This is a genomic window from Granulosicoccus sp. 3-233 (assembly GCF_052681095.1).
In genome coordinates, this window is sequence record NZ_JBQYLE010000002.1 from 425,343 (window position 1) to 440,578 (window position 15,236).

Sequence of the window (15,236 nt, forward strand, 5' to 3'; positions counted from 1 at the left end):
CAAGCCCGATTTTTGCATATGGTCGCAAAAAAGTCGGGAGTCGGGCAACGTGCTTTAAGAAACGCTAGCTGGGCTGGTCGCCCTGGCTACGGTGAAGGAGTCTTCAGCTGCCAGAGCCTCTCGCAATCGTGGCATCTCTGCTCTCGATCTGTTCGATCAGATCTTCCCGGCTACTGGATTCGTCGGCTTGGAGGCCGAGGGTTCTGGCATGCGTCACGAGCTCTTCACGGGTCCATTCGTCGAACAGTTGCTTGCTGTAACCACGCCTTCCCGCACCCTGGCCGGCTGGGGTTTCTCTCGGTGTCTTGTCGCTGTCCAGACGAGAACCTTTCAGTTTCTGGTACTCGTTATTGGTATGTACGAGATCATTGGCGAGTTGCTTGTCGGTTGGCATGCTGAATCTCCATGGCTTGAGCAAGGGGACATTTCGGTGCATCCCTCGTCAAACAGATTTTCGGGAAGGCCTTGTCCTAAGCGGGACAGGGAATGAACATGTACCCGGATGGTAACCGTGGAAATTCACACCGATCGGACCATGTAGTTTTTGCCCGATAACGGTTCAAGTCGATGCCTGGAGGGTGAACGAGCGGTCGTGTAACATTTGCAGCGAGACTACGTTACCGATCTGCGCTGATACCGTGTGAATATTGCAACCATGGAGGTCCATGAATGAGCAAGACCGTTATCAGTTACACCACCTCTCTGCTGTTGGCAGCGTCCCTGACAGCTGTCACGGCGGTAGCGCAGGCTCAGGAATCCGATGCTGTCGACGAGGACAAGGTCGAGGAGGTTGTGCAGGAGTCTCAGGAAAGTGGTGATGCGGAAGAGGGTGATGCACTGCAAGCTGAGGATGGCGCTGAGCCCGGCGAGGCGTCCTACAATGTGGCAGACTGTGAGGCCTTGATTGACGACGCCGAGGAATCCGATGAAGAAGAATCGGCTGATGCCGGCGCTGAGCAGCTGGACCTTGACAAATGTCGACAGTTGATCAAATAGTCACGCCAAAATTGCCGCATCGTTGACGAATGCGGCTCGGGAAGGCAGCTTGCCGCTGCAAGGCTGGTACTTCATGACAGCGCCCTGCAGCGGGTTTCGGTGGGTACGTCTATTGCGCACTGGCTGCCCAGCCCTCCACACCTTGCATGTCCGGCAGCTGATGGGCAATCCCCTTGTGACAATCGATACAGGTCTTGTCCCCGCTGGCCAACAGGGTGGAGTGTGCCTGCTCTGCTCTGGCACTTTGCACCGTGAAATCCATGTACTCCAGATCATGGCAGTTACGGCACTCCAGAGAGTCGTTGGCCTTCAACCGTGACCATTCATGCTGTGCCAGCTCAAGCCGTTTGTCCAGAAACTTTTCTCGCGTGCTGATGGTGCCGAAGACCTTTCCCCAGACCTCCTTGGAGGCCTGCATCTTTCGTGCGATCTTGTTGGTCCATTCGTGAGGAACATGACAGTCAGGGCAGGTGGCTCTGACTCCGGAACGGTTGGTGTAGTGGATTGTCGTTTTCAGCTCCTGGTAGACATTGTTTTCCATCTCGTGGCAGCCGGTACAGAAGGCCTCCGTGTTGGTTGCCTCCAATGCCGTGTTGAATCCGCCCCAGAAGATGACGCCTGCGATGAATCCGCCGAGTGTCAGGAAGCCGAGGCTGTAGTGTACGCTGGGGCGAGCGGCGACCTTCCAGATTTTCCTTACCCATGTGATCATGACTGAGCCCGCCTCATTCGGGTTTTGACAGCAGGCTGTCGACATCCTGAAAGTCGTTGCCGACCAGTGGCTGAGCTTCAACCTGGGGCACATGGCACTGATTGCAGAAGTAGCGTCTGGGCGATACCTGTGCGAGGAAATTGCCGTCTCTGTTCATGAAGTGGGTAACGCTGACCATGGGAGCCTGGGATTGCTCGGTCAACGTACGATCATGGCAACTCAGACACTTGTTGGCATTGAGATTGACCGTGTAGTTGTCGATCTTGTGCGGGATGGTGGGAGGCTGCATGGGGTAGTTGCGAGCCCTCTTGATGTCCTTGTTCTCGATTTCAGGCATGCGCTGAGGCTCGGTGTCGGCAGCGATGTCCGCTTTGCGCAAGGTGGCCAGCTCATCCGGACTTGCGGCCCACAGGGCGGTGACCAGTAATACGGGCAGCAACAGAAGGCTGCGTCGCACTAGCTTGCGAATGGCAGAGAAGTTCATGGTCAGGCCCTCACGATTCGAACAGCGCATTTCTTGAAGTCCGTCTGCTTGGAGATCGGGTCTGTTGCATCCAGCGTTACCTTGTTGATCAGCTGACTGGCGTCGAACCAGGGGACGAACACAAGGCCACGAGGTGGCTTGTTGCGTCCGCGGGTTTCAACGCGGGTGATTATCTGCCCTCGCCGGGACTGAACGGCTACCTGGGTGCCTCGGCGCAACTCGAGATCTCTGGCATCATCGGGATGCATGAAGACAACCGCATCCGGAAATGCCTTGTACAACTCCGGCACTCGCTGCGTCATCGAACCGGAATGCCAGTGTTCGAGTACACGTCCTGTGCTCAACCAGAATGGGAAATCATCATCGGGGGATTCGGCGGCTGGCTCGTAGGGCAGGGCAAATATGATGGCCTTGCCATCCTTGTGGCCATAGAAGTCGTAGCCACTGCCAGGTTTGACATAAGGGTCGCTGCCTTCCCGGTAACGCCACCTGGTCTCCTTGCCATCGACGACCGGCCAGCGCAGACCATGTGCTTCATGGTAGGCATCGAAGTCGGCCAGGTCGTGACCGTGACCCCGGCCAAAGCTGGCATATTCCTCGAACAGGCCTTTCTGCAGGTAAAAGCCGAATTCGTTCGATTCCTGATTGGCATACTCGCTGTCGGCGTCGGACACAGGGAATCTGTCCACGGTTCCATTCGCGAAGAGGATGTCGTAAAGGGTCTTGTCCTTGTATTCCGGATTGGCCTCCAGAATGTCGGCGGGCCAGACATCCTCGGTGGTGAACCGTCTGGAGAATTCAACAAGCTGCCAAAGATCCGACCGTGCTTCGCCGGGTGCATCCACCATCTGGTGCCAGAACTGCGTGCGTCTCTCGGCATTGCCGTAGGCGCCTTCCTTCTCAACCCACATAGCTGTTGGCAGGACGAGATCGGCAGCCTGGGCTGTCACGGTGGGATAGGCGTCGGAGACGACGATGAAATTCTCCGGATTGCGATAACCGGGCAGACCTTCTTCATTGATGTTGGGGCCTGCCTGCATATTGTTGTTCACCTGAACCCAATAGGCGTTGAGCTTGCCATCGCGCAGCATTCTGTTCTGCTGGACAGCGTGATAGCCCGGCTTGTCCGGAATCGTGCCGCTGGGAATGTTCCAGATGGATTCTGCGATGTCACGGTGATCCTTGTTGGTCACGACAAGATCGGCGGGCAGACGATGCGAGAACGTACCGACTTCGCGAGCGGTTCCACAGGCTGATGGCTGGCCTGTCAGGGAAAAAGGCGAATTGCCGGGGGTGGCGATCTTGCCGGTCAGTAGATGAATGTTGTAGATCAGGTTGTTGCACCAGACTCCACGCGTATGCTGATTGAATCCCATGGTCCAGAATGAGGTGACCTTGATGTCCGGGTCTGCGTACAGTCTGGCCAATTCCTCGAGCTTCTCGACAGAAACGCCCGACAGCCTGGAGACGTATTGCGCATCGTAGTCCTTGACGAATTCGGCAAACTCCTCGAAGTCGCTGTCTCTGGCACCATTTGCATCATCGGCATTGCTGGCTGCCTGTTCCAGTGGATGCTCGGGACGCAGGCCATAGCCGATATCGGCATTGCCGACCTTGAAGCGAGTGTGCTTGTTGACAAAGTCCCGATTGACCATGTCATTCTGGATGATGTAATTGGCGATGTAATTGAGCATGGCCAGGTCGGTCTGGGGGTTGAACACGACGGGAACATCGGCCAATTCGAAACTGCGGTGTTCGAATGTGGAGAGTACTGCAACCTTGACATGGGGGGCGCTCAAGCGACGATCGGTTACTCGTGTCCACAGAATGGGATGCATCTCTGCCATGTTGGAACCCCAAAGCACGAACGCATCTGCGGCTTCGATGTCGTCATAGCAACCCATGGGTTCGTCCATGCCGAACGTGCGCATGAAACCACCGACTGCCGAGGCCATGCAGTGGCGAGCATTGGGGTCGATGTTGTTGGAGCGGAAACCGGCCTTGAACAGTTTCGACGCAGCATAACCTTCCCAGACGGTCCATTGTCCGGAACCGAACATGCCCACCGCGGTGGGCCCTTTTTCCTTCAGGGCCTTCTTGAATTTCTCTTCCATGATGTCGAAGGCAGCGTCCCAGCTGACTGGTGTGAATTCACCGTTCTTGTCATATTTTCCATCAGTCATGCGTAGCAGTGGTTGAGTCAAGCGGTCCGAACCGTACATGATCTTGGACAGAAAATAGCCCTTGACGCAATTCAGGCCCTTGTTGACCTCCGACTTGATGTCACCATGCGTGGCAACCACTCGTCCATCCTTGACGCCGACATTGACACTGCAGCCGGTACCGCAGAATCGGCAAGCGGCCTTGGACCATTTCAGCTGTGTATGCTGCGCATCCGTCACCAGGTTGGTGGCGTTGACAGGAATGGAAATTCCGGCAACTGCCGCTGCAGTTGTCGCCGCAGACATATGGACAAATTCGCGCCGAGTTATTTTCATGGATTCATTTCCTGTTTCATGGAATGCTCAGAATCAACGTGGTGATAGACAAGGTTGACGGACAGGATGCCGGTCCGGGCATTGAGCTCGTCCATGAGCGAATTGATCTGTTGCTGGTGATCGACTTCCACTACCACGACGAGGGCAGCTCTGGACTCTTCGGTGTAGAGGGTGCACGCGGGAATGTTGTTCAGATAATCGATGGTGTCATTGCGACAATCCGGGCGAGCGAATATCACCAGGCTTGCGATATGCAATTCGGCCGAGGGGCGCTGTTTGCCGGGTTCCGAGTCGGCATGGATATTCATCACGACTCAGGCCGTCGGTGGGCCGGCGAACATCTGGTAAATCCAGATGATGAAGCCGTAGCCACCGACAATGGCTACCGCCAGTACGGGAGCGAGCACAACCGTAAGCAACAGGAACACATTGCGCTCCGTCTTGCGCTGATTCGGGTGGTTGTCGTCTGACGTCGTTTCCATGATATTCGCAAGAGCATGATGCCAAGTCTGATCATAATCATTGCGTTGCAGGCTGCATTGACCTGGATCAAGTGGCGGGGCATTAATATGCGTTTCGTTTACATGTTTACCTTGTCAAGCTCGAGAGGCGGACAGGGCAACAGGTGCAGCCGGTATCTGTTGCCCGAAGTGGAACGAACTGCCTGTCGACCCGGTCTCCATGCTAATCTTGCCTCGCATGAATACGGCAACGAAATCCAGTCAATTGGCGAGCTTGATCGCAGCCCCTGTTCGTCACCTGGACGATGAGGCTGCCATGCAGTCGTTGGGTCGTGAACTGGCGGAACTGCTGCCGTCAGGTTCGCTGGTGAGCCTGTCGGGAGAATTGGGGGCGGGCAAGAGTGTACTGGTGCGCTCCATCATTCACAGCCTGGGCTATACGGGTCGAGTGAAGAGTCCGACTTACACCTTGATCGAAACCTATGACGTCCCCATGCCGAAGCGCGGCATTGCACGTATCGCGCATCTGGATCTATACCGACTGGAAGATCCGTCGGAACTCGACTATCTGGGATTCGATGATGTTCTGAGCGATCATCAGCTGGTACTGATCGAGTGGCCGGCAAAGGGAGGCGACAGAGTGCCGCAGGCAGATCTGCAGGTGCAAATCAGCTATACCGAGGGTAGTGGGCGAAAGCTCGTGTTCAGTACCTGAGGCCTGTGGTGTGGATTACCTGATCGTCAAGTCCGTGCATCAGCTGGCCGTCACCCTGTCAGTCAGCCTGTTCACGCTACGCGCTCTCGGCAGCCTGGCAGGAGCACGTTGGCCGAAGCGACCGGCACTTCGCATCAGTCAGCATGTCAATGACAGCTGTCTGCTTCTATCCGCATTGAGTCTGGCGGTACTGTCGGGTCTTGCACCCTGGAACACACCCTGGCTGGCGGTCAAGATCCTGGGGCTGCTGATCTATATTGTTCTGGGCACCCAGGTCATGCGTGAGCAGAACACCTTGTTCTTCCGCGGCCTGTCTCTGGTTTCCGCCTTGCTGGTATTCGGCTTCATCGTGTCGGTTGCCGTCAACCGCTCCGTTGCGGGGTTTTTCGCTTTCGTCTGAAGGCGCTGTTGATTCCAGTACACTGCAGACAGGCTTTCCAACTCGAGTTCAAGCATGTCACTTGCAGGAAAAACAGTCTTCATGTCCGGCGGCAGCCGGGGAATCGGTCTTGCCATCGCCAAGGCCGCAGCTGCCCATGGGGCGAATGTTGCCATCGCGGCAAAAACGGCCGAGCCGCATCCCAGATTGGCCGGTACGGTATTCACCGCAGCCGATGAAATCAGCGCCACTGGCGTTGGCAAGGCCATCGGTCTGGTGTGTGACATTCGAGAAGAGAGCCAGGTGGAGGAGGCCATCGGCAAGACCGTCGAGGCTTTCGGTGGTATCGACATCTGTATCAACAATGCCAGCGCGGTATCTCTGACAGGCACCGCCGACACGACCATGAAGCGCTATGACCTGATGAACGAGGTCAATACCCGAGGCACCTATCTGGTGTCACGGACAGCCTTGCCATATCTGCAGGCATCGACCCATGCCCATATCCTGAACCTGTCGCCCCCGCTGGACATGAATCCCAAGTGGTTCAAGAACCATGTGGCCTACACGATTGCCAAATACGGCATGTCCCTGTGTGTGCTGGGCATGTCGGAGGAATTTCGTGACCAGCGCATTGCAGTCAATGCACTCTGGCCCTTGACAGCAATCGACACGGCAGCGGTACGCAATGTCATCGGTGATGATCAGATGGCCTTGATGTGTCGCAAGCCGGAGATCATGGCGGATGCGGCAATGGCCATTCTGGGTCGCGACCCGGCCAGTTGTACCGGTAATTTCTTCATTGACGAAGAGGTGCTGCGTCAGGAAGGGGTGAGTGATTTTTCGGCATATCAACTGGAGGGGGCGACGCGCCTGATGGCCGATTTCTTTGTGCCGGACGAGGTGTTCGAACGCTCACCGACGCCGGTCGTGCACGGTATCGGTTGATCATCGCCGCAGCTGGGCGGATTACACCCCGACTCTCGACCATGGATCGGTGTCGTGGCCAGCAAGCCATGGCACGCGGGTCTGTCCACTGGACATTCCCGATCGCTCTTCTATGCTTATGTCGGCGGAGCCTGTTCGCTGATATGACATCCGATCCGTGTACATTCAATCCGAACAACAGGCAGATACACGCATCAAAGGACAGGTGACTGGTCAAGAATCGCCGATGTGAGGGTGTGATGCTGAAAGGCACGATAGCAATGTTTTCTCGAATGGTCTGGCGGCTGCCACGTTCACTGCTGGTGTGTTGCGTAGGTCTTGCCTTGCTTGGCAACAGCGCGATACTGCATGCGGGTGGGAAGCTCAATGGCTTTCGCATGGTGCAGCAGGAAAACGTGATGCTGCATTTCGATCTTGATTCGGTCGATGCCTCGGCGGACATGTTCAGTCTGAGCAAACCGGATCGTCTGGTCATCGATCTCCCGGGGACCATTCTGGCAACGCAGATGCCGGACAAGAACTTTCCGGAAGGGGTGGTGAAGGCCATTCGTTATGCACAGCATGGTGAGGATTACCTGCGAGTCGTGCTGGATCTTCGTGGCAAGGTCAGTCCGGTATACAGGTTCGTCCCGCGTCAGGGGGGACAACGACTGATAGTCGATCTGGGTGTGAAGAGTCACGAGCAGGCGATGCCACCGGTCTATCGCACCGCGCCCGCAGCCGCCGCGGCACAGTTACGCGATGCCGTTGTTGCGATTGATGCGGGGCACGGAGGTCGTGACCCAGGGGCGATCGGGCAGCGCAAGACACTGGAGAAGGACATCACCCTGGCGGTCGCCCTGAAGCTTCACGATCGCTTGAAAGCTCGCCCGGGCATCACCCCGGTGCTGATTCGTGACAGCGATGTCTATGTGGATTTGCGCAAGCGCATGGATATAGCGCGGGAAAGTGGGGCGGACCTGTTTCTGTCGATACACGCCGATGCCATCAACCACAATGATGCCATGGGCAGCTCGGTCTATGCGCTGTCACTGGACGGAGCCAGTTCCGAGGCAGCCGCCTGGCTTGCCAAGAGTGAAAACGAGGCAGCAGCCCTGTACGGGAATGTGGATCTGGGCGATCTGGAGAACAGGCTGCGGCAAACGATTCTGTCTCTGACCCAGAGTGCGACGATGGAACAGAGCATGGAAGCCGGAGCTGACGTGCTGAGCGAGCTGGAAAAGATTGGAAACGTGCACAAGCCAACGGTCGAGCAGGCAGCCTTTGCGGTGCTGAAGGCCCCCGATATTCCTTCGATTCTGATTGAAACCGCATTCATTTCCAATCTGAAGGAAGAGGAAAACCTGAAGAACCCTCGATACCAGGACCAGTTGGCAAAAGCCATCGAGAATGGTGTCGCCCGGTATCTGAGCAAGCGCGCGCCGGCGGGCACGATTCTGGCGGCAGAGCGGCGACGGCAGGGGTCCTGAAAGCGGACTCGCTCGGTGAGAGTTCACACTCCCGGACAGTGAGTGTGCGCTTGAGCGGTGCAGGGTGTTGATTGCCGTCCGGCAGCTGTACAGGGTCGCCCCAACAGGCGCATAATAACGGGTTGTTCGTTTCGCGATCATCCAGCTTCCAACGACCCCGTAACGGTTCTCCATGCCCAGTATCCAGCAGCTTCCGGATCACCTGATCAATCAGATCGCCGCTGGTGAAGTGGTCGAGCGCCCGGCTTCCATCGTCAAGGAGCTGGTAGAGAACTCACTGGACGCCGGCGCGACACGGATCGTGATCGATCTCGATCAGGGAGGTCTTGATCGCATACGCATCCGGGACAATGGTTGCGGCATTGATGCCGATGACCTGCCCAAGGCCTTGAGTCGGCACGCGACGAGCAAGATTCTGTCGATGGACGACCTGCAGAAGGTGGCAACACTGGGATTTCGTGGTGAAGCCTTGCCCAGTATCGCTTCGGTCTCTCGTCTGACGCTGACGTCCCGTACTGCGCAGTGCGAGCATGGTGCGCGAATCGACTATCAACCGAATACCCCCATGCAGCAGGAACCGGCGGCGCACCCGGTGGGCACCACTGTGGATGTCAACAGTCTTTTCTACAATGTACCTGCGCGTCGCAAATTCATGCGGACGCCGCGCACGGAATTCTCGCGCTGCGAAACCGTTGTCAAGACTCTGGCCATGGCCGAGCCGGAGTGTGCATTCACCCTGAACCACAATGGCAAGACGAGTTTCGAATGCAAGGTGGCGCAGGACGCAGAGTCACGCAATGCGCGTATTACCCGTATTCTGGGCAAGGGGTTCGGGGAAGCTGCCAGAGCCGTGAGTCTGGAGGGTGCCGGCCTGCATTTGAGCGGATGGGTCGCTGACCCGTCGTTCTCACGCTCTCAGGCAGATATGCAGTATTTCTACGTCAACCAGCGCATGGTGCGGGACAAGGTCATTTCACATGCGGTCAAGCAGGCTTACAGTGATCTGATCTATCACCAGCGTCACCCAGCCTTCGTGTTGTTCCTGCGGATGGATCCGACGAGTGTCGATGTCAATGTGCACCCGGGCAAGCAGGAAGTGCGATTTCGCGAAAGCCAGCTGGTGCACGGATTCGTGCGTCGTTCCATCAAGGAATTTCTGGCTGCTGTGACGCCGGCTGATTCCCTGACCGATGGCGAGGCGGCTGGTGTCCTCGATAATGGGCTATCGTTTCCGGGCAATGGCGGTCGATCTGCCGAACAGGAAATGACTGGCGGCGGGAAGGGGGCGGCCGGCGCGTATTCGCGAACGCCTTTTCAGCGGCCGATGCCCCTGCAGGTGCAGGAACAGCTCGATGCCATGAACCGACTCGGTGCGCCGAGCACTCATTCGGGCGCTGCCAGCGGGTCGGGTGCCGGTGCGAGAGCGCCCGAGCCCATCAGCCCCTATGCCCGTAGTGGAGACGGCTTGCGCGAACGAATGAATGAGTCGGACGACACCGAAGTCATTCCTCCTCTGGGGTTTGCACGAGCCCATTTGCACGGGGTCTACATACTGGCTGAAAACCGGGATGGTCTGATCATTGTCGATGCGCATGCCGCGCATGAGCGCATTACCTACGAGCGTCTCAAGGCGCTCTATCACGATGGCGCGCTGAAACGACAGGCCCTGTTGGTGCCCGTGACCCTGGATGTCAGTGAAGCGGAGGCGGATCGCTGCGAGGCCGAGCGTGACTGGCTGCAGGGTATCGGGTTGTTGGTGGACCGCATGGCGCCGGAACAGTTGTGTATTCGCGAAGTTCCCGCCATTCTCGGGCAGGCCGATGTCAGTGCCTTGCTGCGAGATGTCCTGTCGGATCTGATGAATCACGACAGCAGCGAGCGCCTGCGTGCAGCAGTGGATGAAGTGCTATCGTCAATGGCCTGCCACGGTTCGGTCAGGGCCAATCGCGGGCTGAGTCCGTCCGAGATGAACGCCTTGCTGCGCCAGATCGAATCGACCCCCAACAGTGGTCAATGCAATCATGGTCGACCGACCTGGACGGCGCTGGATATGGCGGCGCTGGACAAGTTGTTCCTGCGTGGTCGTTGAGGTCACCTTGTGCATGAGAGGGCTAGTTGCAGTGACCGGCGCATTCCATGAGTGACGAACTGCCAATCATCTTTCTGATGGGAGCCACGGCCTGTGGCAAGACCGATCTGTCCCTGTCCATCGCGGCGAAGCTGGATGCCGAGATCATCAGTGTTGATTCGGCGCTGGTCTATCGCGGTCTGGATATCGGTACGGCAAAACCGTCCAGAGAAGAACGTGCTCTGGTACCACACCATCTGATCGACATCTGCGAGCCCTGGGAGGTCTATTCGGCGGCACGCTTCTGCGATGACGCCCTGCAGGCGATTGCTGACATTCGTTCACGCGGCAAACAGGTGTTGATGGTCGGCGGCACGATGCTGTATTTCAAGGCACTGGAAGAAGGCCTTGCCAGGTTGCCGGATGCAGATGCCACCGTTCGCCGGGCCCTGCTGGAGGAGGCCGCTCGAATCGGTTGGGACGGCCTGCACGAACAGTTGCGGGAAATCGATCCACAGGCCGCAGCACGTATTCATCCGAATGATCCACAACGGTTGCAGAGAGCGTTGGAGGTGTACCGCTTGACAGGGGTTCCAATGAGCCGCCTTCAGGCAGATACTGTGTCTCCGCTTGACCAGCCGCCATTGAAGTTCGCTCTGGTTCCGGATGACAGAGCCTGGTTGCACCAACGCATAGCGCAGCGATTCAGTCAGATGGTGAAAGGCGGTTTTCTCGAGGAGATGCAGCATTTGCGGGAAAACCCTGCCATTCATGCAGAATTGCCTGCCATGCGCAGCGTCGGGTATCGTCAGGCCTGGGAACACCTGGATGAATTGCGTGTCCACACGGCAGTTGCCGGTACCATTGACGAATCCGCCTGGGTGGAACGGGCAGTGGCAGCAACGCGACAACTGGCCAAGCGGCAACTGACCTGGCTGCGCGGCATGGAAAATGTGAACCTCATCGCCTGTGATGCCCTGTCCGTTGCACAGCAGGAGCAGGTCATGCAATCAGTCATCAATGAGGCAGCCTGATGGCCGCCAGCAAACAGCGTAACCGGAAATAACATGAGTCAGTCAGCAATGGGCCCCGAGATTCCATCACTTGTCGATCAGATTGGCAATACGCGCCTGGTGCCCATTCAGCGCATTGCCGCCAACGATCGCGGCAGTCGGATATTCGGCAAGCTCGAAGGCGATAATCCGGCGGGTTCGGTCAAGGACCGACCTGCAGCCAACATGATCGTTCAGGCACAGGCCCGGGGCACCATCAAACCCGGGGATACACTGCTGGAGGCGACCAGCGGCAATACCGGAATTGCGCTGGCGATGGTCGCGGCAACCATGGGTTACAAGCTGAAATTGCTGATGCCGGACAACATGACGGACGAACGGAAGTCTCTGATGACGGCCTATGGCGCTGAACTTGTGCTGGTCACCGAAGAGCAGGGCATGGAATATGCGCGCGATCAGGCGGCTGCCATGGCGGAACGCGGTGAGGGGATTGTCCTTGACCAGTTTGCCAACCCCGACAACTGGGGGGCTCACTATCGCACCACGGGACCGGAGATCTGGGAGGCGACCGAAGGCAGGATCACGCATTTCGTCAGTTCGATGGGAACCACGGGCACTATCATGGGCGTGTCACGCTATCTGAAGGAGAAGAATCCGGATATCTGCATCGTCGGTGTTCAACCTGAGGACGGCTCCAGCATTCCGGGAATCCGTCGCTGGCCTGAAGCCTATCTGCCGGCCATCTATGAGCCGGAGCGTGTTGATCGGATCGTCGATGTGAACCAGGCAGATGCCGAAGACATGGCCCGTCGCATGGCCCGTGAAGAAGGCATATTGAGCGGCGTGTCCTCAGGTGGTGCCTTGCAGGCTGCTGTTCGTCTGTTGCCCGACACGCAGGACGCCGTGATCGTCACCATCGTGTGTGATCGCGGGGACCGCTATCTGTCCAGCGGTCTGTTCCCGGCGGAGTAGTCCTGTTCAGGACAGCATGAATTCCACATCGATGCCGGCGACGTTCAGTTCGTCGCCGCTGTGCAGCAGCACGGGTTCGTCGCCAATGGCATCGCGATTCAGCGTGGGGCGCTCGACGCTGTCGTCACTTTCGATGTGCATCAGAAAATAGCCATCGGGCTTGCGCATGATGGCGGCTATCTGGATACCGGGTCTGCCCAGGGTGGTTACGGGTTTGTCGATGGGCAGAATCTGACCTGATTTCGCCCCATTCTTGATCTCTATCACCGCGCCTCTGGATGTGTTGGCAGGGGCAGATTCGAGCTCGAGCATGGGGGCCTGTGTCGTGTCTGCCGTCGCAGCCGAAGCGGAAGAAGATGGGCCCGGGGTTGCAGTGGTGGATGCCGCAGCGGGGTTGTCGACACCTTCCATCGGATGAGCAGGCTGGCTGGAAACGTCTTGCCGATCGGCCGGTCCTGCTGACATTCGATGATCCTCGATACCCTCACTGGCTTCATTCATTGCCAGTGCATCGATTTCGTCGATGGATTCCACATGTCCGTCGCCGAAATCGCTGCTGACCGGCGCACTTGCCGCATGAGCGTCAGTGGTTGCGACATTTGCGGCAAGACTGTCCGATCCGTGAAAGGTGATACGAATCTTGCCGATGATGATCTCGTCGTTGTTCCTTATGGTCTGGCGCTGCACCACTTGTCCGTTGATGTAAGTGCCGTTGGTGCTGTTGAGATCCTCCAGCCAGAATTCGCCACCTTCCAGCGTGATGAGGGCGTGGTTGCCACTGACGGACAGGTCCGGGATGCACACGTCGTTGCTGGAACGTCGACCGATAGAGATGGTGTCCTGACCGTCGTTGAAATCGAACTCGTCAACCTCGTTGTCTTCGTGAGTCACGATGATGGTGGTCATTGAATATCCCTGATGCGTTCTATGGGCCGCAAGCCGGCTAAGGTACGGTGGTTGGATTGATGAAAACCAATGATTATTCTCAATCGAACTGGTCACGTCAACTAGCAGTAATTATGATACTTTCTGCTCGTCAAGTGTGGCTCCGTGTCATTGTTGGAGGGTACGGACCACCTGCCCGCACGCTCAGCCGGTCTTGTCTCGAGACTGCACGATCGACAGTTTTTCTCCAGGGTGAATCACGTCTCCCTGAAGGCTCTGGCCGTGCTCATCCCGGATATGATCGAGTCCGACGGAGAATTGCTGGGCAATGTCGGACAAGGTGTCGCCGATGGTCACCACGTATTCGATACTGCTATCCGTATCATCTCCGCTGAACCTGACAGCAAGCTTCTGACCGACCCTGATCATGGAGCCTTCCAGCTCGTTGATTGCCATCAGGTCGGATTGTTGCAGCCCGTAAGTGGCAGCGATAGCACTGATGCTGTCGCCAGCGACCACGGTATGGGTGGCAGGCAGCGTATAAAGCTCGCTCGGTGTACGGTTCGATACGGCCTCGACGACTCGAGCCGATTCGGATTTGAGAACGTAGACATGATGCGGACCATCCGGTGGTGTGACGCCATGCACCAGAGCGGCATTGAGACCTTTCAGCGTGGTTTCGGATATCGCGCTGACAGCGGCCACCTTGTCCAGGCTGGTACGGTGTGCAAATTCGAGCACTTCGAAGGCGTTGCCACGCGGAATCAGGGGAATATCCAGATCGGGAGGAGAATCGTGGCGCATCATGGCAACCAGAGCCAGAAACTTGGGGACGTATTCGCGCGTTTCCCGAGGTAGTGGCAATGACCAGAAGTCCTGTGACAGACCCCTGGCGCGATTACGCCTGATGGCACTGCGTACGCGACCCGGACCGGCATTGTAGGCGGCCAGTGTCAGCAGCCAGTCGCCATGAAACTCCGCATTCAGATAGCTCAGGTATTCCAGCGCAGCATTGGTTGATTCGACCAGGTCGGACCGTCCGTCGTACCAGGAATTGTGAATCACGCCCATTTCCCGGGCGGTTGCAGGCACGATCTGCCAGATACCGACGGCATGCTCGGCACTGTGAACACTGGGTTGATAGCCACTTTCGATGGCGGGTAGCAGAGCCAGTTCGACAGGCATGTAGCGCGCATCCAGCAATTCGACGATATGACCGGCGAACGGTGTTGCCCGGTGCAGAATCTTGCTGATCCACAACGCTTCTCGCTGATACTGTTGACGGTAGTTCGCAATCGCCTCGTTGTCGGGAATCGGCAAGCGTCGGGATTGCTGCACGAACTGCCACACGGTGCCGGCAGGAGCTCGCCCGGGAGTGGCGTCGGAGCTGCTGGCGCCGCCTTGCTGGCAGCAGCCTTGCGTTGCCGGTTCGCTCAGACTGCTGGCGTCGAAGATATGGGTATCGCCGATTTCACGCAGCAACAGTCGATCCATTGCCGCCGTATTGGCCAGTGAAGGCAACTGCATGGCAGGGGTGTCATCGGTACTGCTGCTGGATTGGCCCCAGGCGACGGTCGATAACAGGATGGTGAGCAGGAAAGCCACGACGGTCGGGAGTTGCAAGGCTATACTGGAG

The 15,236-nt window shown here is 57.4% G+C and carries 16 protein-coding genes; 8 read left to right on the top strand and 8 right to left on the bottom strand.

Annotation, left to right across the window (positions count from 1 at the left end; translation table 11 throughout):
- Positions 1-103: 103 nt before the first annotated feature.
- Positions 104-394: a hypothetical protein gene (locus ACUNV4_RS06760; protein WP_430877743.1), complete on the bottom strand. Its 291-nt coding sequence runs from the start codon at positions 392-394 to the stop codon at positions 104-106.
- A gap of 275 nt (positions 395-669) precedes the next feature.
- On the opposite strand from ACUNV4_RS06760, the gene ACUNV4_RS06765 reads away from it, so the two are divergent.
- Positions 670-996 carry a hypothetical protein gene (locus tag ACUNV4_RS06765; RefSeq protein WP_430877744.1) on the top strand — a complete coding sequence of 109 codons (327 nt, stop codon included), beginning with the start codon at positions 670-672 and terminating at the stop codon, positions 994-996.
- A gap of 109 nt (positions 997-1,105) precedes the next feature.
- Here the strand turns inward: ACUNV4_RS06765 and ACUNV4_RS06770 are convergent, their stop codons facing one another.
- The 5 genes from ACUNV4_RS06770 to napE are packed head-to-tail and all read right to left on the bottom strand — an operon-like array spanning position 1,106 to position 5,172.
- Positions 1,106-1,708 carry a cytochrome c3 family protein gene (locus ACUNV4_RS06770; RefSeq protein ID WP_430877745.1) on the bottom strand — a complete coding sequence of 201 codons (603 nt, stop codon included), beginning with the start codon at positions 1,706-1,708 and terminating at the stop codon, positions 1,106-1,108.
- Between the two features lie 13 nt (positions 1,709-1,721).
- On the bottom strand, positions 1,722-2,192 hold the full coding sequence (locus ACUNV4_RS06775; protein ID WP_430877746.1) for a nitrate reductase cytochrome c-type subunit: 471 nt from the start codon (positions 2,190-2,192) through the stop codon (positions 1,722-1,724).
- 2 nt (positions 2,193-2,194) lie between these two features.
- Positions 2,195-4,690: a periplasmic nitrate reductase subunit alpha gene (gene napA / locus ACUNV4_RS06780; RefSeq protein ID WP_430877747.1), complete on the bottom strand. Its 2,496-nt coding sequence runs from the start codon at positions 4,688-4,690 to the stop codon at positions 2,195-2,197.
- Positions 4,687-4,998, bottom strand: a complete 312-nt coding sequence (locus ACUNV4_RS06785; RefSeq protein ID WP_430877748.1) for a chaperone NapD — start codon at positions 4,996-4,998, stop codon at positions 4,687-4,689. The genes napA and ACUNV4_RS06785 overlap by 4 nt, the downstream gene beginning before the upstream one ends.
- 6 nt (positions 4,999-5,004) lie before the next feature.
- Entirely contained in the window at positions 5,005-5,172 is a 168-nt protein-coding gene (napE, locus tag ACUNV4_RS06790) for a periplasmic nitrate reductase, NapE protein (RefSeq protein ID WP_430877749.1), read from the bottom strand.
- 217 nt (positions 5,173-5,389) lie between these two features.
- Here napE and tsaE point away from each other — a divergent pair, with 217 nt between their 5' ends.
- From tsaE to cysM, 7 genes are all read left to right on the top strand, one after another.
- The gene (gene tsaE, locus ACUNV4_RS06795) at positions 5,390-5,866 is read left to right on the top strand and encodes a tRNA (adenosine(37)-N6)-threonylcarbamoyltransferase complex ATPase subunit type 1 TsaE (RefSeq protein WP_430877750.1); all 477 of its coding nucleotides are present in this window, start codon (positions 5,390-5,392) and stop codon (positions 5,864-5,866) included.
- A gap of 10 nt (positions 5,867-5,876) precedes the next feature.
- Complete coding sequence (locus ACUNV4_RS06800) at positions 5,877-6,266, top strand: SirB2 family protein (RefSeq protein WP_430877751.1); 390 nt, start codon at positions 5,877-5,879, stop codon at positions 6,264-6,266.
- A 54-nt stretch (positions 6,267-6,320) separates the two neighbouring features.
- A complete protein-coding gene (locus ACUNV4_RS06805) occupies positions 6,321-7,193 on the top strand; it encodes an SDR family oxidoreductase (protein WP_430877752.1) in 873 nt (290 codons plus the stop codon).
- A 260-nt stretch (positions 7,194-7,453) separates the two neighbouring features.
- A complete protein-coding gene (locus ACUNV4_RS06810; RefSeq protein WP_430877753.1) occupies positions 7,454-8,662 on the top strand; it encodes an N-acetylmuramoyl-L-alanine amidase in 1,209 nt (402 codons plus the stop codon).
- A 172-nt stretch (positions 8,663-8,834) separates the two neighbouring features.
- Positions 8,835-10,751 carry a DNA mismatch repair endonuclease MutL gene (gene mutL / locus ACUNV4_RS06815; RefSeq protein WP_430877754.1) on the top strand — a complete coding sequence of 639 codons (1,917 nt, stop codon included), beginning with the start codon at positions 8,835-8,837 and terminating at the stop codon, positions 10,749-10,751.
- Between the two features lie 47 nt (positions 10,752-10,798).
- The gene (gene miaA, locus ACUNV4_RS06820) at positions 10,799-11,764 is read left to right on the top strand and encodes a tRNA (adenosine(37)-N6)-dimethylallyltransferase MiaA (RefSeq protein ID WP_430877755.1); all 966 of its coding nucleotides are present in this window, start codon (positions 10,799-10,801) and stop codon (positions 11,762-11,764) included.
- A gap of 33 nt (positions 11,765-11,797) precedes the next feature.
- Positions 11,798-12,715 (top strand): cysteine synthase CysM, encoded by a 918-nt coding sequence (gene cysM, locus ACUNV4_RS06825; protein WP_430877756.1) that lies wholly within the window; start codon positions 11,798-11,800, stop codon positions 12,713-12,715.
- A gap of 6 nt (positions 12,716-12,721) precedes the next feature.
- Here the strand turns inward: cysM and ACUNV4_RS06830 are convergent, their stop codons facing one another.
- A complete protein-coding gene (locus tag ACUNV4_RS06830) occupies positions 12,722-13,621 on the bottom strand; it encodes an FHA domain-containing protein (RefSeq protein WP_430877757.1) in 900 nt (299 codons plus the stop codon).
- 183 nt (positions 13,622-13,804) lie between these two features.
- Positions 13,805-15,223 carry a transglycosylase SLT domain-containing protein gene (locus ACUNV4_RS06835; RefSeq protein WP_430877758.1) on the bottom strand — a complete coding sequence of 473 codons (1,419 nt, stop codon included), beginning with the start codon at positions 15,221-15,223 and terminating at the stop codon, positions 13,805-13,807.
- Between the last annotated feature and the right edge of the window lie 13 nt (positions 15,224-15,236).

Bases quoted from the DNA above. Each gene is read 5' to 3' on its own strand.
- ACUNV4_RS06775 (WP_430877746.1), bottom strand. From the start codon at position 2,192: ATGAACTTCTCTGCCATTCGCAAGCTAGTGCGACGCAGCCTTCTGTTG.
- ACUNV4_RS06830 (WP_430877757.1), bottom strand. From the start codon at position 13,621: ATGACCACCATCATCGTGACTCACGAAGACAACGAGGTTGACGAGTTC.
- mutL (WP_430877754.1), top strand. From the start codon at position 8,835: ATGCCCAGTATCCAGCAGCTTCCGGATCACCTGATCAATCAGATCGCC.
- ACUNV4_RS06760 (WP_430877743.1), bottom strand. From the start codon at position 394: ATGCCAACCGACAAGCAACTCGCCAATGATCTCGTACATACCAATAAC.
- cysM (WP_430877756.1), top strand. From the start codon at position 11,798: ATGAGTCAGTCAGCAATGGGCCCCGAGATTCCATCACTTGTCGATCAG.
- napE (WP_430877749.1), bottom strand. From the start codon at position 5,172: ATGGAAACGACGTCAGACGACAACCACCCGAATCAGCGCAAGACGGAG.
- napA (WP_430877747.1), bottom strand. From the start codon at position 4,690: ATGAAAATAACTCGGCGCGAATTTGTCCATATGTCTGCGGCGACAACT.
- ACUNV4_RS06805 (WP_430877752.1), top strand. From the start codon at position 6,321: ATGTCACTTGCAGGAAAAACAGTCTTCATGTCCGGCGGCAGCCGGGGA.
- ACUNV4_RS06810 (WP_430877753.1), top strand. From the start codon at position 7,454: ATGTTTTCTCGAATGGTCTGGCGGCTGCCACGTTCACTGCTGGTGTGT.
- ACUNV4_RS06785 (WP_430877748.1), bottom strand. From the start codon at position 4,998: ATGAATATCCATGCCGACTCGGAACCCGGCAAACAGCGCCCCTCGGCC.
- ACUNV4_RS06765 (WP_430877744.1), top strand. From the start codon at position 670: ATGAGCAAGACCGTTATCAGTTACACCACCTCTCTGCTGTTGGCAGCG.
- tsaE (WP_430877750.1), top strand. From the start codon at position 5,390: ATGAATACGGCAACGAAATCCAGTCAATTGGCGAGCTTGATCGCAGCC.
- miaA (WP_430877755.1), top strand. From the start codon at position 10,799: ATGAGTGACGAACTGCCAATCATCTTTCTGATGGGAGCCACGGCCTGT.
- ACUNV4_RS06770 (WP_430877745.1), bottom strand. From the start codon at position 1,708: ATGATCACATGGGTAAGGAAAATCTGGAAGGTCGCCGCTCGCCCCAGC.